General features: G+C 66.6%; 26 protein-coding genes. 14 read left to right on the forward strand and 12 right to left on the reverse strand.

Annotated features, from left to right (window positions below; all coding sequences use genetic code 11):
• Positions 1-27: 27 nt before the first annotated feature.
• Positions 28-378: a hypothetical protein gene (locus AC1RCS_RS19105; protein ID WP_218340729.1), complete on the reverse strand. Its 351-nt coding sequence runs from the start codon at positions 376-378 to the stop codon at positions 28-30.
• Positions 379-550: 172 nt separating this feature from the next.
• On the opposite strand from AC1RCS_RS19105, the gene AC1RCS_RS19110 reads away from it, so the two are divergent.
• The 4 genes from AC1RCS_RS19110 (at position 551) to AC1RCS_RS19125 (ending at position 4,023) form a co-directional block, all read left to right on the forward strand.
• The gene (locus AC1RCS_RS19110; protein WP_492245625.1) at positions 551-2,386 is read left to right on the forward strand and encodes a glutamine--tRNA ligase/YqeY domain fusion protein; all 1,836 of its coding nucleotides are present in this window, start codon (positions 551-553) and stop codon (positions 2,384-2,386) included.
• A 190-nt stretch (positions 2,387-2,576) separates the two neighbouring features.
• Positions 2,577-3,071 carry a MarR family winged helix-turn-helix transcriptional regulator gene (locus tag AC1RCS_RS19115; protein ID WP_492245624.1) on the forward strand — a complete coding sequence of 165 codons (495 nt, stop codon included), beginning with the start codon at positions 2,577-2,579 and terminating at the stop codon, positions 3,069-3,071.
• Positions 3,068-3,532, forward strand: a complete 465-nt coding sequence (locus AC1RCS_RS19120) for a hypothetical protein (RefSeq protein WP_492245623.1) — start codon at positions 3,068-3,070, stop codon at positions 3,530-3,532. The genes AC1RCS_RS19115 and AC1RCS_RS19120 overlap by 4 nt, the downstream gene beginning before the upstream one ends.
• A 173-nt stretch (positions 3,533-3,705) precedes the next feature.
• On the forward strand, positions 3,706-4,023 hold the full coding sequence (locus AC1RCS_RS19125; RefSeq protein WP_492245622.1) for a hypothetical protein: 318 nt from the start codon (positions 3,706-3,708) through the stop codon (positions 4,021-4,023).
• Positions 4,024-4,101: 78 nt separating this feature from the next.
• On the opposite strand, the gene AC1RCS_RS19130 is transcribed toward AC1RCS_RS19125, so the two are convergent.
• The 3 genes from AC1RCS_RS19130 to AC1RCS_RS19140 all read right to left on the reverse strand — a co-directional run bounded on the left by AC1RCS_RS19130 (position 4,102) and on the right by AC1RCS_RS19140 (position 5,153).
• Complete coding sequence (locus AC1RCS_RS19130) at positions 4,102-4,266, reverse strand: hypothetical protein (RefSeq protein ID WP_218294007.1); 165 nt, start codon at positions 4,264-4,266, stop codon at positions 4,102-4,104.
• 174 nt (positions 4,267-4,440) lie between these two features.
• The gene (gene rbp / locus AC1RCS_RS19135) at positions 4,441-4,791 is read right to left on the reverse strand and encodes an RNA-binding regulator (RefSeq protein WP_218294006.1); all 351 of its coding nucleotides are present in this window, start codon (positions 4,789-4,791) and stop codon (positions 4,441-4,443) included.
• 122 nt (positions 4,792-4,913) lie between these two features.
• The gene (locus tag AC1RCS_RS19140; RefSeq protein ID WP_218294005.1) at positions 4,914-5,153 is read right to left on the reverse strand and encodes a hypothetical protein; all 240 of its coding nucleotides are present in this window, start codon (positions 5,151-5,153) and stop codon (positions 4,914-4,916) included.
• Positions 5,154-5,509: 356 nt separating this feature from the next.
• Here AC1RCS_RS19140 and AC1RCS_RS19145 point away from each other — a divergent pair, with 356 nt between their 5' ends.
• Complete coding sequence (locus AC1RCS_RS19145; protein ID WP_218294004.1) at positions 5,510-5,839, forward strand: hypothetical protein; 330 nt, start codon at positions 5,510-5,512, stop codon at positions 5,837-5,839.
• A 151-nt stretch (positions 5,840-5,990) separates the two neighbouring features.
• Here the strand turns inward: AC1RCS_RS19145 and AC1RCS_RS19150 are convergent, their stop codons facing one another.
• The 3 genes from AC1RCS_RS19150 to AC1RCS_RS19160 all read right to left on the reverse strand — a co-directional run bounded on the left by AC1RCS_RS19150 (position 5,991) and on the right by AC1RCS_RS19160 (position 7,591).
• Complete coding sequence (locus AC1RCS_RS19150) at positions 5,991-6,617, reverse strand: flavodoxin family protein (protein ID WP_492245643.1); 627 nt, start codon at positions 6,615-6,617, stop codon at positions 5,991-5,993.
• Between the two features lie 80 nt (positions 6,618-6,697).
• Positions 6,698-7,171, reverse strand: coding sequence for an SRPBCC family protein (locus AC1RCS_RS19155; RefSeq protein WP_218340725.1), 474 nt, complete (start codon positions 7,169-7,171; stop codon positions 6,698-6,700).
• Positions 7,172-7,267: 96 nt separating this feature from the next.
• Positions 7,268-7,591, reverse strand: a complete 324-nt coding sequence (locus AC1RCS_RS19160; RefSeq protein WP_492245621.1) for an ArsR/SmtB family transcription factor — start codon at positions 7,589-7,591, stop codon at positions 7,268-7,270.
• 209 nt (positions 7,592-7,800) lie between these two features.
• Between AC1RCS_RS19160 and AC1RCS_RS19165 the strand changes: the two genes are divergently transcribed.
• The gene (locus tag AC1RCS_RS19165; protein ID WP_492245620.1) at positions 7,801-8,118 is read left to right on the forward strand and encodes a DUF2322 family protein; all 318 of its coding nucleotides are present in this window, start codon (positions 7,801-7,803) and stop codon (positions 8,116-8,118) included.
• A 148-nt stretch (positions 8,119-8,266) separates the two neighbouring features.
• Entirely contained in the window at positions 8,267-8,731 is a 465-nt protein-coding gene (locus AC1RCS_RS19170) for an SRPBCC family protein (protein WP_218294001.1), read from the forward strand.
• 127 nt (positions 8,732-8,858) lie between these two features.
• Here the strand turns inward: AC1RCS_RS19170 and AC1RCS_RS19175 are convergent, their stop codons facing one another.
• A complete protein-coding gene (locus AC1RCS_RS19175; RefSeq protein WP_492245619.1) occupies positions 8,859-9,641 on the reverse strand; it encodes a transporter substrate-binding domain-containing protein in 783 nt (260 codons plus the stop codon).
• A 400-nt stretch (positions 9,642-10,041) separates the two neighbouring features.
• Here AC1RCS_RS19175 and AC1RCS_RS19180 point away from each other — a divergent pair, with 400 nt between their 5' ends.
• Positions 10,042-10,290 carry a hypothetical protein gene (locus AC1RCS_RS19180; RefSeq protein WP_218293999.1) on the forward strand — a complete coding sequence of 83 codons (249 nt, stop codon included), beginning with the start codon at positions 10,042-10,044 and terminating at the stop codon, positions 10,288-10,290.
• 132 nt (positions 10,291-10,422) lie between these two features.
• Here the strand turns inward: AC1RCS_RS19180 and AC1RCS_RS19185 are convergent, their stop codons facing one another.
• A complete protein-coding gene (locus AC1RCS_RS19185; protein WP_492245618.1) occupies positions 10,423-11,721 on the reverse strand; it encodes a phospholipase D-like domain-containing protein in 1,299 nt (432 codons plus the stop codon).
• Between the two features lie 148 nt (positions 11,722-11,869).
• Between AC1RCS_RS19185 and AC1RCS_RS19190 the strand changes: the two genes are divergently transcribed.
• Both AC1RCS_RS19190 and AC1RCS_RS19195 read left to right on the forward strand, forming a co-directional pair.
• A complete protein-coding gene (locus AC1RCS_RS19190) occupies positions 11,870-12,796 on the forward strand; it encodes a peptidoglycan DD-metalloendopeptidase family protein (RefSeq protein WP_492245617.1) in 927 nt (308 codons plus the stop codon).
• Between the two features lie 74 nt (positions 12,797-12,870).
• Entirely contained in the window at positions 12,871-13,407 is a 537-nt protein-coding gene (locus tag AC1RCS_RS19195) for a pseudouridine synthase (protein ID WP_492245616.1), read from the forward strand.
• A 10-nt stretch (positions 13,408-13,417) separates the two neighbouring features.
• Here AC1RCS_RS19195 and AC1RCS_RS19200 read toward each other — a convergent pair whose 3' ends face one another.
• Positions 13,418-14,131, reverse strand: coding sequence for a glutathione S-transferase family protein (locus AC1RCS_RS19200; RefSeq protein ID WP_492245615.1), 714 nt, complete (start codon positions 14,129-14,131; stop codon positions 13,418-13,420).
• Positions 14,128-14,736 carry a glutathione transferase GstA gene (gstA, locus tag AC1RCS_RS19205; RefSeq protein ID WP_369641954.1) on the reverse strand — a complete coding sequence of 203 codons (609 nt, stop codon included), beginning with the start codon at positions 14,734-14,736 and terminating at the stop codon, positions 14,128-14,130. The genes AC1RCS_RS19200 and gstA overlap by 4 nt, the downstream gene beginning before the upstream one ends.
• Before the next feature lie 116 nt (positions 14,737-14,852).
• Here gstA and AC1RCS_RS19210 point away from each other — a divergent pair, with 116 nt between their 5' ends.
• From AC1RCS_RS19210 to AC1RCS_RS19225, 4 genes are all read left to right on the forward strand, one after another.
• Positions 14,853-15,743 (forward strand): LysR family transcriptional regulator, encoded by an 891-nt coding sequence (locus AC1RCS_RS19210; RefSeq protein WP_492245614.1) that lies wholly within the window; start codon positions 14,853-14,855, stop codon positions 15,741-15,743.
• A 188-nt stretch (positions 15,744-15,931) separates the two neighbouring features.
• Entirely contained in the window at positions 15,932-16,342 is a 411-nt protein-coding gene (locus AC1RCS_RS19215) for a PaaI family thioesterase (RefSeq protein WP_218293992.1), read from the forward strand.
• 203 nt (positions 16,343-16,545) lie between these two features.
• The gene (locus tag AC1RCS_RS19220; RefSeq protein WP_369641952.1) at positions 16,546-17,358 is read left to right on the forward strand and encodes an IclR family transcriptional regulator; all 813 of its coding nucleotides are present in this window, start codon (positions 16,546-16,548) and stop codon (positions 17,356-17,358) included.
• A gap of 2 nt (positions 17,359-17,360) precedes the next feature.
• Positions 17,361-17,762, forward strand: a complete 402-nt coding sequence (locus tag AC1RCS_RS19225) for a hypothetical protein (RefSeq protein ID WP_218340714.1) — start codon at positions 17,361-17,363, stop codon at positions 17,760-17,762.
• Between the two features lie 13 nt (positions 17,763-17,775).
• Here AC1RCS_RS19225 and AC1RCS_RS19230 read toward each other — a convergent pair whose 3' ends face one another.
• Complete coding sequence (locus AC1RCS_RS19230) at positions 17,776-18,750, reverse strand: Bug family tripartite tricarboxylate transporter substrate binding protein (protein WP_492245613.1); 975 nt, start codon at positions 18,748-18,750, stop codon at positions 17,776-17,778.
• Between the last annotated feature and the right edge of the window lie 14 nt (positions 18,751-18,764).

The raw sequence follows: 18,764 nt of genomic DNA on the forward strand, positions 1-18,764 counted from the left end.
CAGACGGGCCCGCGGGCCCGTCGCCGATCAACGGTCCCAATGGCGATTGTGTCCATGGCCACGATAGCCGTGGTCATGGTGTCGATGGTGGCGGTACCCACGGTCACCGTAGTACACCACGGGTGGCGGGGCGTAATACGCTGGAGGCGGCGTGTAGTACACGGGCCGGGGTGGCGCGTAGTACACGGGCGGCGGGGCCACGTACACCGGGGCGGGTGCGTAGTAGCCATTGCTGGCTCCCACCACCACGCCGGGCACGCCGATACCAACCGACCAATTCACGTCGCCGCGGGCCTGGGCTGCGCCCGTGCCGGCCAGCAATGCCAGCGCCACGCCAGCCGAGGCGGCCATGGCATAGATAGAACGGGTTTTCGTCATGGAAATCTCCTGTTTGAGCGAGGGCAGCCAGCCAAATGGACTCACCTCACCGGTACATAACGCACCAAGTAGCCGAAAGGATGGCATAAAACTGTCTTTACGTTGTGTCTGGACGTATACGCGCCTGTTTCCATGCGTAAACCTTCACGAAACCGGCGCCTAAAATGACCCAATGAGCACCCCAAACCCCGCCAATCCTGCCGCCGGCACCCCCGGCGCTGCCCCCGCAGCATCCCTGGAAACCGCCAAGCCCAGCAACTTTCTGCGCCAGGTCATCGAAAACGACCTGGAAAAAGGCACCTACGCCTCCCGCCGCTGGGGCGGCAGCCCGGGCGACGCCGCCCACCACGCCATCGGCCAGCCCGACCCCGCCAGGATCCGCACCCGCTTCCCGCCCGAACCCAACGGCTACCTGCACGTGGGCCACGCCAAGAGCATCTGCATCAACTTCGGCCTGGCACGCGACTACGGCGGCGTGTGCCACCTGCGCTTTGACGACACCAACCCCGAAAAAGAAGACACCGAATACGTCAACAGCATCATCGACGCGGTGAAATGGCTGGGTTTTGACTGGAACGGCCACCCCAGCGCCCCGCCCTACCAGGCGAGCGACTATTTCGACTTCATGTACCGCGCGGCGGAGTACCTGATCGAGGCCGGCCACGCCTACGTGGACGAACAGACCGTCGAGCAGATCCGCATCAACCGCGGCGACTTCAGCAAGCCCGGCACCGACAGCCCCTTTCGCAGCCGCACCCCGGCCGAAAACCTGGCCAAGTTCCGCGAGATGAAGGCCGGCCTGCACGAAGACGGCTCCATGGTGCTGCGCGCCAAGATCGACATGGCCAGCCCCAACATCAACATGCGCGACCCGGCCATCTACCGCATCCGCCGCGCCACGCACCACAACACCGGCGACACCTGGTGCATCTACCCGATGTACACCTACGCGCACCCCATCGAGGATGCGCTGGAGCAAATCACCCACAGCCTGTGCACGCTGGAATTCGAAGACCAGCGCCCGTTCTACGACTGGCTCCTGGAGCGCCTGACCGAAGGCGGCCTGCTGGCCAGCCCGCCCCCCCGCCAGTACGAATTCGCGCGCCTGAACCTCACCTACGTCATCACCAGCAAGCGCAAGCTCGCGCAGCTGGTGTATGACCACAAGGTCAGCGGCTGGGACGACCCGCGCATGCCCACCATCGTGGGCCTGCGCCGCCGGGGCTACACGCCCGAGGCCATCCAGACCTTTGCCGAACGCATCGGCGTGACCAAGAGCGACAGCTGGATCGACTACAGCACCCTGGAAGGCTGCCTGCGCGAAGACCTGGAGCTCAAGGCCTTCCGCGGCATGGCTGTGCTCAACCCCGTCAAGCTGGTGCTCACCAACTGGGACGACGTCATGGGCGCGGGCCACCTGGAGCCCTGCACCCTGCCCTCCCTGCCCCACCCCCCTGAAGGCGTGGAAAGCCCCGAGCGCCACTTCACCATCGGCAAGGAAGTCTGGATCGAACGCGAAGACTTTGAAGAAGTGCCCCCCAAGGGCTACAAGCGCCTGTTCCCGGGCAACAAGGTGCGCCTGAAGGGCGGCTACGTCATCGAATGCACCGGGTGCACCAAGGATGCCGCTGGCAACATCACCGAAGTGCTGGCCACCGTGGTGCCCGACACCAAGAGCGGCACCCCCGGCGCCGACAGCGTGAAGGTCAAGGCCGCCATCACCTGGGTGGGCGTGGCCGACGGCGTGCAGGCCGAAGTGCGCATGTACGACCGCCTGTTCCTGGACGCCCAGCCCGACGCAGGCGGCAAGGACTTCATCGAAAGCCTGAACCCGAACAGCCTGAAGGTGGTGACAGCCATCGTGGAGCCGTCATTGGCCAATGCACGGCCAGACGACAAGTTCCAGTTCGAGCGGCATGGGTATTTTGTGGCGGACCGGGTGGATCACGCGGCGGGGAAGCCGGTGTTCAACTTGGCGGTGGGTTTGAAGGATTCCTGGGGGAAGTGATTTCTCTCTGAACAAAGAAAGGCCGGCAGACTGTGAGGTCTTCCGGCCTTTTGCTTTTGGGCTGATGACAGCTTAGAGCCCAAAGCGGACCTTCTGGGTTCAACAGAAACCACTCGTTACTTGACCGGCCAATCTTCGTGAACTTCTGCCCATATTGACAACTAGTTTCCAATAATGGAAACTAGTTGTCATGAATCGGCAAAATCCAGTCCCAACTGCGCCTAACCTAGGCGCCGTAGCCGTCACCCAGTTGACGCTGTCCGTGTTTCGCGTGAACGGCGTGTTGTTGCAGTGGGGTGACCAGCTGGTCGCGCCTCTCGGTCTGACCAGCGCTCGCTGGCAGATGCTGGGCGCCATAGCGCTGGCCAGCACGCCACTGACCGCCCCTCAGGTGGGCGAAGCGATGGGCGTCACGCGGCAGGGGGCGCAAAAGCAACTCAACCTGCTGCTCGAACAGGGGCTTGTCGAGGCGCATCCGAATCCGACGCATCGGCGCTCGCCGGTTTACGCCTTGACCCCACAGGGTTTGACCCTGTACCGCAAGGCCGATGCCATGTGGACCGCACGAGCTGCCGAATTGGCTACGCTGATTCCGGCTGCCCAATCCAGCATTGCCACACAAACGCTCGAATCAATGCTGCGTGAGCTGCAGAACGTCAACACCTCTTCAAAGATCAAATCATGAAATCGAAACTCCATGCAATCTTCGGATCTGTCGCGCTGCTTTGCATCACCACGTTCTGGCTATCGACCGTCGTGTCAGAGTTTTTCATGGATCAGGCAAGTGTCGCTGTCGTCAAGAACGCGGTGTTGAGCGGTATGTGGCTATTGATACCGTCAATGGTTGCCACGGGCGGCAGTGGTTTTTCACTTGCGAAGGGCCGTGGCGGTCGCCTCGTCAGCGTCAAGGGTCGACGCATGAAGCTGGTGGCAGCCAACGGCCTGTTGGTGCTGCTGCCCAGCGCTTTCGTACTGGCGTCTTGGGCCAATGCCGGTCGTTTCGACGGCGTTTTCTATGCGTTGCAAGGTGTGGAGCTGTTGGCGGGGGCAGTGAACTTTTCACTCCTCGTGATGAACATGCGCGATGGCCTCAAACTCAGCGGTCGGCTCACGTCCACGCGATCTCTACCTGGAATATCCCGCTGACCTTGTCTGCCGAGGCATGTTCACAATGATGTACAGGTACAGGTCGAACGCCTTTGGTTAGAGTGGTTAAACAAAACGGACGACCGCTTGTGGCCGTAGACAGACTTCTGCCTGCCGATTCCCCGCACGGCACCAGGCGGTGGGCGCCGCGCTTTTACGATACAAACACCGCCATGCCTCACACCCAGCCCTTGTCGGCCACGTTCACTCCCACCTTCGCCCACGTGCCGCCCGGCCCGGTGGCGGGCCCCTTGCAGTTGTTGCCGCTCAACGCCGGGGTGGTGTCAGTGCACACCGCCGATGGGGCGCATGTGGGTTCGCTCAAGCTGGTCGGCGGGGTCTGGAAGTTCAAGGCCATGGGCTACGGCGCTGACGGTGGCATGGAACCGGGCCACGGCCGGCTGACGGATCAGCACAACATGCAGTTCGCCACGCTTGATGCATCAGAGGTGAGCGCACGCCTGCTAGGCGCTTTGGGAAGCCCTCCGTAGGAGGCCTCCAGGCGGGCCTAGGTTGGCCGGCCATTTTTTTCTTCACGGACGGCGCCGCTTCCGCGCCCCTTGCGGACATCAATGGGTGCCATCGTTCGTCTGTTTTCCCGTCAATGCGGAGCAAATCAGCTCCACGGCGAAGGCAAGCCCCAGGACGACCCCGCCTGCGGTTGAAGACCCCAGGAAGAGCAGCGCCAGCCCCAGGACGAGCGCAGCCAGGGAGAACCAATGGATGGATTTCATGTGATGTGCTTCCTTGGTTTGCCGTTCTTCAGCTCACCAATGGCTGGATTCTGCCCCAGTGCACCGCGCGCGCAAGGTGGCCCGCGCCGCTGTGGGGATGGCTCCATGCCGCTGGGCCGGGACGAAAAAAAAACCGGCTCCGCGGAGCCGGTTTTTCAGAGGAAGCTGCCGGGTTCAGTAGCGCCCGCCGCCGTAGCCACCCGTGCCGTAGCCGATGTCCGAGCGTTTGCTGGCACTGTAGCCGCCCGCGCTGTAGCCACCCGAGCCGCCACCCTCTTCGCGGGGGCGGGCGAGGTTCACGACAATCGCGCGCCCATCGACGGACATGCCGTGCAGCGCGGTGATGGCGGCCTGGGCGACTTCGGCGGACGCCATTTCCACAAAGCCGAAGCCCTTGGAGCGACCGGTTTCGCGGTCCATCATGACCTTGGCGGAGGAAACCCGGCCAAACTCGGCAAAGTTGCTTTCCAGGCTGGAATCGGTCACGGAATAGGGCAGGTTGCCCACGTAGATCTTGGTGCTCATGGAGGAGCCTTTCTGAAGGAGGGCGCGCAACGCAGGGCGCACCGTTGGGACAAGGGTGTGCGGACCGGATGTCCGCCACAACGGGGAAGCGTGGATGGGGTCTGCGGTGGACAGGCCATCCATCAGCACACGGGGGGATGCGGCATGCACGTTTGCAGCCAGCCCTGGGTAACGGCAAAGAGCCGGGCGGCTTCGCGCGAGGCAAAGGCTTTGTCGAAACGGAAGACACGGCAGTAGCTGCCGTTGCCTTGGGAACGATGGACCGAGAAGGAGGCGCGGAAGCGGCCGCAGTCGGTCGGGTGTGTCGCGGGCGAAACGACGTACTGGCCCATGGAAATGGCGGTCTTTGAAATCTGGTTCATTCAGGATCGCAGGCTTGGAAATCGACCTGCGTGAGCATCGAGGGACTCGGTGGGCTGCAGCTCTACAGACCCACTGGGCGACAAAGGTCGCAAAAGGCGGCTGGACTGGGGCGGATGGCCGCCACAGAGCAGGCGTTGCGGTGACGGCACGCGTCAAGGGCCGTGACTGCAACCCAGTCAGTATATATCAATTCGCATTTGAATTTGAATTAATATTCTTTTTAGTTTTAAAAGGCGCGAAATTGGGCAGTGCCGGAGCATCCGCGCCAGCAATGCGCCGGGTTTTGCTACGCTTGCCGGCGCTGCCTGCGCGTGTTCCCGCTGCGCCGGTGGTTCTTTTTTCCTCCTGTCGCTCCATGCCCCGCCGCAAACTCCACCACCACGTCTATGTCGTCGAGCTTTCGAAGGACGTGCTGAACGAGCCCCGCTTTCGCAAGAACAATCCCGGCTACATCGACGGCAAACCCTGCGTGTACGTGGGCATGACGGGCCTGGACCCGGACGTGCGGTTTGACAAGCACAAGGCAGGCATCCAGGCGAACCGGTTTGTGCAGCAGTACGGCCTGCGCCTGCTGCCCGACCTGTACGAAGGCTTCAACCCCATGAGCTACGAAGACGCGGTGGACCGGGAGATCGAGATCGGCATCGACCTGCGCTCGGCGGGGTTTGGGGTGTGGCAGGCCTGAACCGGTGCCCGCGCGCGCAGGGGCCGGTGCGTCTTTCTTCCTGGAATCGGTTGCGCTTCAGTTTTGATAGCTGCCAGCGCTCATCCATCCAGCGCCAGCAGCCCATTTCACTGAAATCTCAGCGCGCTGGCCAGAAGGCCACAAGCCAGCCTCAGTGCACACGCCCCCGCACAAACTGCAGCGTGGTGTGGGCCACGCGTGCCCCCAGGTACCGCGCCGTGGCCAGGTCTGCCTCTGGCGGCACCACGTCGGCACCCTGGTCGGTGTTGGACTGCGCGGCGGCGCCCAGCCAGAAGCCCAGGCGGTTCAGGTCTTCCTCCGACCCGGTGGACGAGCAGTTGCCCGGGGGCAGCGCCAGGTTCACCCAGTGCATGCCGTGCTGCGCGGCGAACAGGGCCATCTGCATCAGGGTGGAAAGCTTGTCCCCCGAGCGCGAGCCGGAGTTGGTGAAGCCCGCGGCGATCTTGTCCTTCCAGCCGAGGCCTTTGGCCATGACCACGTTGGACGTGGCTTCCTGAAAAGCCTTGAACTGCGCAGAGGCGCTGGCGACATAGGTGGGCGCGCCGAAGATGATGGCGTCGGCGGACGCGAGGTCATTCCATCGCGAAGGCGCTTCTTCCACGGTCATGAGGAGGGGCTCGGTGCCCTCCACCTGCGCCACGCCTTCTTTCACGGCCTGGGCCTGCCGGGCCGTGTGGCCATAGCCGCTGTGAAAGACGATGGCAATGCGCACACCAGGGGCGCGGGTGGGTTGGGGAGTGGGCGTCGTCAGGGTCATGTTCATGCTTGAGTTCATGGGTTGAGAAACTGTGGGTGAGGGATATGAGGGAGGTTGGCTAGGCCGTGGCAAGCTGGGCGTTAGGGGCCTTCGCGGCTGTGCACCACCTGCTCCAGGCGCTCCAGAATGCGCGGCCACAAGCCGCCCATGCGCTCGAAGCTGATGCCATCGTTGGGCCGGAAACCCGCCTGCTCCATGCGCAGCAGCGTGCCGCCGCCGTGCTCCTGCAAGGTCCAGGTGATGTGGGTGATGAGCCCATTGGCCGACTCGGTGCCGTTGCCCCAGCGGTAGGCGAGCTGGCTGGGCTCCTCCACCAGGGTCACCTCGCAGTGCGTTACGCCCGACCAGCCCGGTAGCGGCTGCGCGCGCACCGTGAAGCGGTGCCCCACCTCGGCCACGAAGTCGTTTGGCATGAGCCACTCCTGCATCAGCCAGGACTGGGTGAGCGCGCGCCAGACCTTCTCGCGCGGGTGGGGTAGCTGCCGCTCAAACACCAGGGACCGGGTGCCTTGCGCCGTGGGGGTGGGGCCATGGGATCGGGTTGCGTCAGCCATGGCGCACCGCCTGCAAGGTGAGCGCGACGGCAGCCTCGGGGCTGGAACGGTGATGGCGGTTCTGCATGGTGTCTTTGCTGGAGTGGAGTTGCGCAGTCATTGGTCCATGCGTCCGAGCAGGTTCTCCAGGTCATCCAGGCGCTGGTTCCAGAAGCCGGCATAGACGCTCATCCAGTCCACCAGGGGCTCCAACCCTTCGCGCCGCACCTGGTAGTAGGTTTCGCGCCCGGCACGGCGGTCTTCCACCAGCCCCGCGCGCTTGAGCACGGCCAGGTGCTTGGACACTGCGGGTTGCGAAATGTGGGAATGCCCCGTCAGCACGTTCACGGTCTGCTGCCCCTCCCGGGACAGCTGCTGGAAGATGGAACGGCGCGTGGGGTCCGACAACGCCGCGAAGGTCAGGTCTTCAGGGGATTTCACAGGATATAACTCATTGGTTATGGGTGACGAATAATAACCAAACAGCTATGAATTGGTCAATCCTTCGTAAAAAGATTCAGGCGCGCTGCGCGGGACACGGGATCGTTTGTGCGGCCCACCGGGTGGCACGACAATGCGGGCCCACACGATCCATCCATTCGCTGCGGGCCGGGGAATCCGCCCGTGGCACCCACCCTTTGTCCTTGCCCATGAATTTCGCAAACCGCCTTCAGCTGCTTCCTTCCACAAGCCACCTCGCCGCCCTGCACCTGCTGGACGCTGGCGGCCAGGTGCTGGCCACCATCGAGAACAAGCCCGGCCAGACGGGTTCGCTGGCCGTGTATGCCGCGCTGGCGGCGCTGTATGGCGGCCGCATCACGCCCGCGGCCGCCACCCTGGGGCTGGAGTGGTACGCCGAGCATGTGGCCGACGCGCAGGCCTTCCCGGGCAAGCACCCCAACATCGACCGGCTGCTGGCCTGGGCCCAGGGCAGCGAGAGTTTTGGGGCCCGCACGGTTTCCGCCTGAAACGAAAAAAAACCGCGGTGGCAGCGGCGGCTTGTCGAAAACGCGCGGGCCCGTTCGTCGTCAGGGTGTGAACACGTTGAATGAGCGATATGGTTGAGCGGCTCACGCCTTCATCCACCCTGATGTCCACCCCCAAGGAGACCCCAGCATGACCACCAACACCACCCCCACAGGCACCGTCACCCTGCACCGCGTGCTGCGCGCACCGGCCGAGCGCATCTACCGCGCGTTCCTGGACCCCGACGCCATGTGCAAGTGGCTGCCGCCCCATGGGTTCACCGGCCGGGTGCTGAGCCTGGATGCCCGCGTGGGCGGCACCTACCGCATGCAGTTCACCAACTTCAGCAACGGCCAGACGCATGCGTTTGGTGGCGAGTATGTGGAGCTGGTTCCGGGCGAGCGCATCGTGCACACCGACCGGTTCGACGACCCCAACCTGCCGGGCGAGATGCGCACCACCATCCAGCTGAAAAAAGTGATCGTGGGCACCGAGGTGTCCATCGTGCAGGCGGGCATTCCGGCCGTGATCCCCGCCGAGGCGTGCTACCTGGGCTGGCAGGAGTCGCTGCAGCTGCTGGCGCTGCTGGTGGAGCCGGAGATTCCGGCGGAGTAAATCGGTGCCGGCCGGGCCATGCACACGGCCCGGCCGCAAGGTGAACGGCAGCGCACCGGCAGGCGGTGCCGCGCCACGCGCCCGCCGCCCCAGCCCCTCCCCTTCCCTCAATTCACATCACATCACTTCACTTCAGCCACTTGTCGGCGGCTTGCTTGATGGTGCCCCGGCTGTCCACCAGGCCCCACACGAAGCCCATCACGCGCACATAGTCGGCATCGTCGGTGGGCAGCATGAAGCCCAGGTAGTTCTTGGGCGTGAGCGGTGCATCCACGAACGCGGCGTGCAGGCGCGGGTCGGCCTTGGCATAGTGCAGGGCCTCGTACGTCTCGGTGATCATCACGTCGCCCTTGCCCTCGGCGATCAGCGCGGGGATCTCGGCGTTCTTGTCGTGCGTGCTGACCTGGGCTGTTTTCAGGTTGGCCAGCACATAGGTTTCGTTGGTGCCCCCGGGGTTCTTGATGACACGCACCGTGGGCTGGTTCATCGCGTCCACGCTGGTGTATTTGGCCTTGTCGGCCGCGCGCACCAGGGCCACCTTGCCGAAGGGTGCGTAGCCGGGCAGCATGTCAAAGATGCGCATGCGGTTGACGTTGCGCGTGATGCCGCCCACCGCCACATCGAACCTGTCGCCCTGCAGGTCCTTCACCAGGTTGGGCCAGGTGGTGGGCACGTATTCGATCTTCACACCCAGCTCCTTGGCCATGGTCTCGATCACGTCGATGTCATGGCCCGAGTAGCCCGCGTCGGTCTTGATGGCAAACGGGCGGTAGTCGCCAGGCGTGCCCACGCGGATGACCTTGGCCTCCATGATCTTGTCGAGCCGGGGGCCGGCCTGCGCGGCCTGGCTGAAAGCAAGGCTGGCCACCAAGGCGGCTGCGGCAAGGGCGAGGATTTTCTTGGGGATCATTTCGAGGTTCTCCAGTGGGTGAAAGGTGGCTTGGCGAAGGGTGTGGCAGCACGGTGCACCGGCCACGCGGGCCGCAGCGGCCGGCACACCCCGTCGCCGCAAACATTACAGCAGGCCCCCGGGCAAAAGCCAGGGGCGTTCATCCGGGGTGGTGCCAGCGGCGCAGGACGGGCAGTGCACGCGTGCATGGACGCGCGTTGACGGCAGCGTTTGCACAACACCCCAGCGTTGCAAGCGGCGTGCCATGCAGGCCCGCACCGCGCAGGGGCCGGCACGCCCAGGCTCCGTCCACGGCCAATGCTCTATTTTTTATAGCATATTGCGCTTGTCCAATAAGCGCTACGCGCCCATTTCTTGTCAAACTCGGTTACCCTGCCCGGTTCAGCAACAAGGACTCGCCATGAAAAAACTCAACGTCACCATCCAACTCGAAATGACCGTGCCCGATGACTGGGAGCTGGCCGATACCTCCGAGGGCACGCCCGTCATCAAGCTACCCGATGGCAAGTACATGGACATCGCCATCGAACCGCTGTTTGCGGCCGACCCCGAAGACCTGTGGGCCAGCACCGACGACGAGGACGTGCTGGACGACATCCTCGACATGGTGGACAGCGAAGCGGTGACGTACGAGTTTGTGACGCACTGAGCGGTGGGACAGGGGACAATGCCGGCGTGGGGCGCCCCCGCCCCACGCCGCATCCAAAGCAGAAAACTACACTTTTGATAGCGGCCGGCGATTTCACCATGAGCGCTGGCGCCCTATTTCACCCAAGCACCATTACAGCTGCGAGCGCAGCCAGCCCGTCAGTTTCTCGTGCGCCTTCTCCCGCAGCGGGCGGTCCCGCCAGGCCTCGTACGTCACGCGGCGTGACCGCCGGATGTCGTCTTCAAACACCGCTGTCTGGCGCCTGGCGAATGCCGCGTCGTACACGTTGAGGTTGGCCTCGTCGTTCAGGCGGAACGAGCGGTTGTCGAAATTGGTGGAGCCCACCGACACCAGCAGCTGGTCCACGATCATGACCTTGCAGTGGTACATGGTGGGCGTGTACTCATAGATCTCGGCCCCGGCCTGCAGCAGCTCGCCCCAGGTGGCGCGGGATGCGGCTTTCACCGTCTCGGTGTCGGTGTGTTCGCCGGGGGTGACCAGGCGCACGCGCACGCCGCGCGCCAGGGCGTCCATCAGCAACTTGCGGGTCAGTTCATCGGGCACGAAATACGCCACCGACAGGTCGATGCTGCGCTCGGCCGCCGTGATGGCCAGGTGGTACATGAGCTGCATGCTCTCGCTGCCGCTCGAAGGCGAGCTGGAGAACATCTGCGCCTTTTGCGTGCCCGCCGGCGCGATGGCCGGGAAGTACGCCTCGCCATGCAGCACCTTGCCGGTGACCTTGAGCCAGTTGTCCAGAAATGTGGCCTGCATCTGCGCCACGGCGGGGCCGCGCACCAGGTAGTGCGAGTCGCGCCAGTGGTCGGGGTCCTGTGCGTGGCCCGTCCACTCGGGCGCGATGCCCACGCCGCCGGTGAACGCCACCTGCCCGTCCGCCACCAGCAGCTTGCGGTGGGTGCGGTTGTTCAGGCGCGCCAGGTTGTACCAATGGGGCTTGTGGAACTTCTCGATCTGCACGCCCGCCTCCTTCATCTCGGCCAGGTAGCTCTCTTCCATCTTGGCGCTGCCCACCCAGTCGAGCAGCACATGCACCGGCACGCCGGCGCGGGCGCGCTCGCTCAGGGCGTCGGCAAACTGCTTGCCGATGTCGCCCGACCAGTAGATGTACGTCTCGAACGTGACGCTTTTTTGCGCCGCCTGGATGGCCGCCAGCATGGGCGGAAAGATCTGGTCGCCGTTGAGCAGCTCGGTCACCGCATTGCCGCCCACGATGCCCGGGCCCAGCAGGCTGCCCAGCGCGCGTTCGAACTGCGGGTGGGCGGTGCTGTACAGGCGCGGCAGTTGTTGCTGCACCTTCTTCTCGCCGGCCGTGAAGTTGAGCGCCAGCAACACCAGCGCGCCCGTGGCCAGGGCCGTGAGAAAAACCGTGAGCAGGGTGGAAGGGCGGCGGCGGTGGGCGGCTTTCGGCATGGCGCGATGGTAGGTGGCGGCCCGGCGGAGCAATGTAGGCGGACACCGCCAACACCGGGGGCACAATCGCTGGTGCGGGTCGCGACAGCGGCCGCATCGCACCGTCTCCCCAAACACACACCACTGCGCTTTTTATCCCTGCCCTGCCGTGTCTGAATCTGCCCGCCCTGCCCTCGTCCACCCAGCCCTCCCCATCAACCGTCGCAGCGCCCTGGTGGGCGCGGCGGGTCTTCTGGCGCAGCCCGCCATGCTGGGGCTGCTGCACGCCAAGCCCTTGCCACCCGCGCCCACCGTATGGCCCCAGGCGCTGCAGGTGCCGGGGGGCGTGGCGCGGCTGTCGCTCGGGCCCGCGGCCATGCGGCCGGTGGCGCAGGTGCGCCAGGGCGATGTGGATGTGCCGCTGCGGGTGGTGGGCGATGCCATCGAATGGACCGCCCTCGTGGGCATCCCGCTGGCCGCCGCGCCCGGCGATGCGTTCATCACCGTGCTGGCCGAAGGCGGCGGCAGCCCGCGCCTGGTGCACTACACCGTCGCGCACAAGCAGTACAAGGAGCAGCACCTGCAGGTGTCGCCGCGCACGGTGGACCTCTCGCCCGAGGACCAGGCACGCTACGAGCGCGAGCGCGAGCACCAGGCCGGGGTCATGGCCACCTTCACCGAGCAGCCCGCGGGCCAGGCGCCGGCATCGCCGCGCATGCGCGTGCCGGTGCCGGGGCGGCGCTCCAGCTCGTTCGGGCTGCGGCGCGTGTTCAACGGCCAGCCGCGCAACCCGCACAGCGGCATGGACATCGCCGCGCCCACGGGCACGCCCATCGTGGCGCCGCTGGCGGGCCGGGTGATCGACGTGGGCGACTACTTCTTCAGCGGCGGCACGGTGTGGCTCGACCACGGCCGGGGCCTGCTCACCGTGTACGCCCACCTCAGCAGCAAGGACGTGCGCGTGGGCGACGTGGTGAACGCGGGCGACGCGTTCTGCAAGGTGGGCGCCACCGGCCGCGTGACCGGCCCGCACCTGCACTGGGGCGTGATGCTCAACCGCACCATGGTGGACCCGGCGCTGTTTGTCCCCGCATAGCTATTATTTTGATAGCTTCTTGCGCTTGATGGACAAGCGCCAGCGGCCAATTTCATTCAAACACAATTCCCCGCATGACCTCGCGCCTGATCCGCTTCAACAAACCCTATGGCGTGCTGAGCCAGTTCACCGCCGAAGGCAAGTGGCAGGGCCTGAAGGACTACATCGACCTGCCCGGCGTGTATGTGGCGGGGCGGCTGGACGCCGACAGCGAAGGGCTGCTGCTGCTGACCAACGACGGGCCGTTGCAGGCCCGCATTGCCGACCCGCGCTTCAAGATGGAGAAGACCTACTGGGTGCAGGTGGAAGGCATCCCGGGCGAAGCCGCGCTGGCCGCGCTGCGCAGCGGCGTGGTGCTGAACGACGGCCCCACCCTGCCCGCCCGCGCGCGCCTGCTGGCGCCCGCGCCTGCCGTGTGGGCGCGCAACCCGCCCATCCGCGAGCGCAAGGCCATCCCCACCGCGTGGATCGAACTCATCATCCGCGAAGGCCGCAACCGCCAGGTGCGGCGCATGACGGCCGCCGTGGGCCACCCCACGCTGCGGCTCATCCGCGCGGCCATCGGGCCCTACACGCTCGACGGGCTGGCGCCGGGCACCTGGGCCGATTGAATCGAGGCAGCTACGCCGCCACCGCGTCCATGCGGCGCGACAGTGCCGAGCCGCGCGCCCGCAGGAACACACGCAGCCCTTCGGCATAGTCCGCACTGACGGCCTGCTGCACCGAGGCGCGCGCGGCCAGCGCTGTGCGCCAGCGCAGCACACGTGGCAAGCCTTGCCAGAGACCCAGGCCGTCCACGCCCGGCAACGTGTCGATGACGTCGAAGTACCGGAACACGGGGCCGAACACCACATCCACCATGCCGAAATCCGGCCCCGCAAAGTACGGCCCCGCGCCGCTGAACGCACCCAGCGCTTCTTCGAGCTGCACGAAGCGGCCGCGCAGCTCCTGCGCGCGGGCCCGCAGCGCGGCTTCATCCGGCGCGGCGTAAAAAGCGCCGATGGTGTTGAGCACCGTGGAGCCAAATTCCATCCACGCACGGTGGCGGGCGCGCTGCAGCGGGTCCTGCGGGTGCAGTGTGGGCATGGCGACCTCGTCCAGGTACTCGCAGATCACCGCCGACTCGAACAGGCTCTGGCCGCGCACCTGCAATACCGGCGTCTTGCCCAGCGGCGAGAGGGCCAGGAACCAGTCGGGCTTGTGGGCGAGGTCGATGGTGCGGCGCTCGAACGCCAGGCCCTTCTCGCGCAGCACGATGGCCACGCGCTGCACATACGGGCACAGCGCGTGCGAGACCAGCGTGAGCGCGGGCGCGCCAGCCGCTGCTGCGCTCACGGTGCCAGCCCCTCGGCGCGCAGCGCGGCCTGCACCTGCGGGCGGGCCGCCACGCGTGCCATCCAGGCCTGCAGATGCGGGTAGGCCGTGAGCGGCATGCCCAGCAGGTGGGCCCAGTTGACGATGGTGAAGCCATACGCATCGGCCACGCTGTACGCGCCCGCCAGGAAGTCGCTGCGCGAGAGCACGGCATCCAGCTCCGCAAAACGCGCGGCCAGCTTGGCCTTGGCCGCCTGCCGCGTGGACTCGGCCGTTTCCTTGTGCCACAGCCAGGGGCTGAAGCCCTTGTGCAGCTCGGTGCTGACGAAGGTGAGCCACTCCAGCACGGCCAGGCGCTCGCGCGAGCCGGGCTTGCCGATCAGCGCCTGCGCCGGGTCCAGGTCGGCCACGTACTGCAGCAGCGCCGCGCCTTCGGTGTGGCGCGACTGGTCGTCCAGCTCCAGCAAGGGCACGTAGCCGCGCGGGGAGATGTCGAGGTAGCTGGCACCCGTCTCGGTGGTGTGGTGCGCCAGGTCCACCTTGGTCAGGTCGAAGGGGACGCCGACCTCGCGCAGCGCAATGTGGACGGCGAGCGAGCAGGCGCCGGGGGCGTAGTAGAGCTTCATGGCAGTGGCGGGCTTTCTGTGCAAAAAGGGGTTGGGAGCATCGCCGCTGCACACAGCGGTGGCACGGGCGACAGGCAGAATTTATGATTGCATTTACGCAAAAAAAATACGCATTCATGAAAACATCCATTGCACCAGCGCAATACCGCCTGGGCGCCGCCGAGCTGGAGGTGCTGCTGGCCATGGTGCGCACCGGCACGCTGGCGGCGGCCGGTGAGCGACTGGGCGTGGATGCGTCCACCGTGTTCCGCGCCATCCAGCGCATCGAGCGCGGGCTGGGCCAGCCACTGTTCGAGCGCTCGCGCGCGGGCTACCGCGCCTCGGAGCTGGCCCAGGCCCTGACCGAGCAGGCCGAGCGCGTGGAAGCCGCGCTGGAGGCCGCCCGCACCGCCACGCAGGCGCAGCCCGAGCAGGTCTCGGGCACGGTGCGCATCTCCACCACCGACACCATCCTGCAGGGCCTCATCGCCCCCGCCCTGCAGGTGCTGCAGCCCCGCCACCCGGCCCTGGTGTACGAGCTGCATGCAGGCAATGAACTGGTGAGCCTCACGCGGCGCGACACCGACATCGCCGTGCGCGCCACCAGGCGCCCGCCGCAACACCTGGTGGGCCGGCAGCTGGGCATGATCCGTTCGGCGCTGTACACCGCAGCCTCGAACCCGCTGGCACTGTCCGACGTGGAGGCGGGCCGCGCGGCCTGGGTCGCGCCCGACGACTCCATGCCCGGCCACCCCTCGGTGCGCTGGCGCAAGAAGCAGTACCCCAGGGCGCAACCCACCTACCGCGTCAACAGCCTGCTCACCGTGATGGAACTGGTGGCCCGGGGCGCGGGCGTGGGCGTGTTGCCCACCTTCCTGGCCCAGGGCCGCGGCGACCTGCGCCCGCTCACCGGCTCGCTGCCCGAGTGCGACAACGGGCTGTGGCTGCTCACGCACCCCGAGTCGCGCCACCTGCGGCGCATCGCGGCGGTGTACGGGCACCTGGCGGACACGGTGCAGCTGCCCTGAGGGACTCCGGCGGTTCCTGCGGCCCGGCCCATTCCGCCGGCCGGCTCCAGGGCTTTTGGCCCGGCCTGCGGATGGGCGCGCAGGCCGGGCAGCTTCAAGCCCAAGGTATTTTGTACTAATACAATTATTTTTCAAAAGTACAATTTACCTCCACCACCTGCCCTGCAGACAGGTGCGAGGAGTTCACATTGCCCGATACCCTCTCTCCCCCAGGCACGGGCTGGAAGGCGCGCAGCCTGGCCGGCTTCATCCAGCACGCGGGGCCGCTGTGGGCCCAGCGGGAAGACCATGGCTGGGCCTATGGCTTCGCGGTCGGACCGCAGCACCTCAACCCCGCGGGGGCGGCCCACGGCGGCGCGCTGATGACCCTGATGGACCACGCCCTCAGCGCCGTGGCCTGGGAAGCCTGCGGCCGCAGCCCCTGCGTCACGTTGCAGCTCGATTCCCATTTCGTGAGCCCGGTGCGGCCCGGCCAGTTCGTCGAGGCGCGGGCCGAGGTGATCGAGCGCACCGGCAGCCTGGTCTTCATGCGCGGCGAGCTGCGCGCGGGCGCGAGCCTGGTGCTGACGGCCCATGCGCTCATGAAAGCCATGAAATGAAGCCGGCCAGCCCCGCACCGGCATCTGCCCGCCGTCACGCCGTGGCCGAAATTCCTTTGTACCCTGACAAGGAGCGCGCCCTGGACATTCCCGCCCACCACAGCCTGATGGCCCTCTTCGGCGCCCGGCCGCACCACGGCGCTGCAGCCGACGCGGCCACAAATGGGTTTACGCTTGCCGGTTTGAAGCTCCAGAACCCGCCCATGGCCTCCCGCTCCAAGCCCGCCCCGCCCCCCGCCGACACCAAGCCGACCAAAGGCGTGCGCGTGCGCCCCGTGCCCGCCGTGACACGCTCCATCGCCATCCTGCGGCTGCTGGGCGAGCACAAGCAGCCGCTCACGCTGAAGACGGTGGCCGAAGCCTTGCACCTGGTGCCCAGCACCTGCCTGCACATCCTGCGGGTGCTGGTGGCCGAAGACCTGGTCACGCTCGACCCGTCGACCAAGCGCTACGCGCTGGGCACCGGCATGATCAGCCTGGCCCGCAGCGTGCTGGAGGGCGGCGGCTTCACGCAGCTGGTGCAGCCGGTGCTCGACCGCCTGGCCGCGCAGTTCGGCGTGACGGCCATGGGCGTGGAGATCACATCGCGCCAGACGGTGATGGTGCTGGCGCTGTCCCGCTCCAGCCAGCCGTTTCGGGTCCACACCGATGTGGGCAGCCAGTTCGAGACGCTGGTCAGCGCCACGGGGCGGCTGATCGCGGCCTACAGCGGCGAAAGCTGGCCCGCGCTCAAGGAGAAATTCGCCCGGGTGGTGTGGGACAAGGCCCCCACGTACACCACCTGGAAGAAGGAGGTCGAGCTCACGCGGTCCCGGGGCTGGAGCCTGGACCGCGACAACTTCATGGCCGGCATCACGGTCGTGGCCGTGCCCGTCTTCGCGCCGGGCGGACGGCTGGTCCACACCCTGGTGGTGGTCGGGCTCAGCAGCCAGATGGGTGCCGCCGTGGTGCAGCAGCTGGCCCAGGTCATGCAGCGGGAGGCGGCCGAGCTGTCTCGCCTGCTGGGCGGGAGCTGACCATGCCGGCGCCCGGTACCGCGGCGGCACAGACACTGCTCAAGACCATCACCATGCCCGCGGACATCGATGCCAGCGGCCAGGTGCCCACGGGCTGGCTGCTGGCCACCATGGACCTCGCGGGGGCCGTGCTGCCGGGGCAGCATTTTGGAGCGCCGGTCGAGCTGGTGGGGCTGTCCGACGTCACGCTGCTGGCCCGGCCCCGGCTGGGCCAATGTGTGACGTTCACGGGCCGCCTGGTGTCCAGCAGCGGCGAGGATGCGTGTGTGGCCATCGAGGCCTGGTGCGAGGAGCGCGGCCAGACGGGGGGCACCCCGCTGATGCGCGCCCAATTGCGCTATGTGCCCGCCACCATCGAAGTGCCCGGGAATCTCTTCCCGGGCACGTTCCAGGCGGGCTCCTGAGCGGAGCCTTGCGTCAGTCCGCGCGGATGCCCGCGGCCTTGATGATGGGCGCCCAGCGCTGGCGCTCCTTCCTGGCGAACTCGATCAGGGCCGCGGCCGTTCCCCCCGCGGGCTCGAAGCCCAGTTCCAGCAGGCGCTGGCGCACTTCGGGCCGGGCCAGCACCTTGTTGACCGCCGCATTGAGAACACCGGTCACCGCCGCCGGCGTGCCCCTGGGCGCATACAGCGCGTTCCACGCCACGAACTCGAAACCCGGATGGCCCTGCTCCGCGATGGGCTTCACGCCGGGCGCCAGGTTGCTGGCGGTTGCCGACGTGACGCCAATGGCGCGCAGCTTGCCGGCCGCGATGTGGGGCCGCAGCGCCAGGGGCGTGTCGATGACCGCCGGCAGCTGGCCACCCAGCACGTCGGTCACCGCGTTGCCCGAGCCTTTGTAGGGCACGCCGAACAACGGGGCCGACGAGCGCTCCTTCAGGAACTCGACCACCAGGCGCGCCGAGGTGCTGGGCATCGCGATGTCGGCCGAGCGGGGGGCGCGTTTCACGGATTCGAGCAGTTCCGCCACTGAATGGTGGGGGGCATTGGCCCCCACCGCCAGCACCATGGGAAACGTGCCCACCATGGCGATGGGTTCGAAATCCTTCTCGGGATCGAACGCCAGCTTCGCATAGAGAAACTGGTTGAGCACATGGGTGGCGTTGGTGCCCATGGTCAGGGTGTAGCCGTCGCCCGGGGCCTGGGCCGCGAGCTCGGTGCCCAGGTTGCCACCGGCACCGGCCCTGTTCTCGACGACGATGGGCTGGCCCAGTTCCCGGCCGAGCTGCTCGCCCAAAAATCGGGTGGCCACATCGGTGCCCTGCCCCGCGGCATAGGCCACGATGATGCGGATGGGCTTGGTGGGATAGCTGGGGTGCTGGGCCTGCGCGTGGGCAGCGGGCATCGCCCACAGCAAACTGGCAGCGGTCATGATGGCAGCGAAGGTTCGCATGCTTGTCTCCTTTA

The organism is Acidovorax sp. GW823-FHT01C06, from assembly GCF_058798375.1.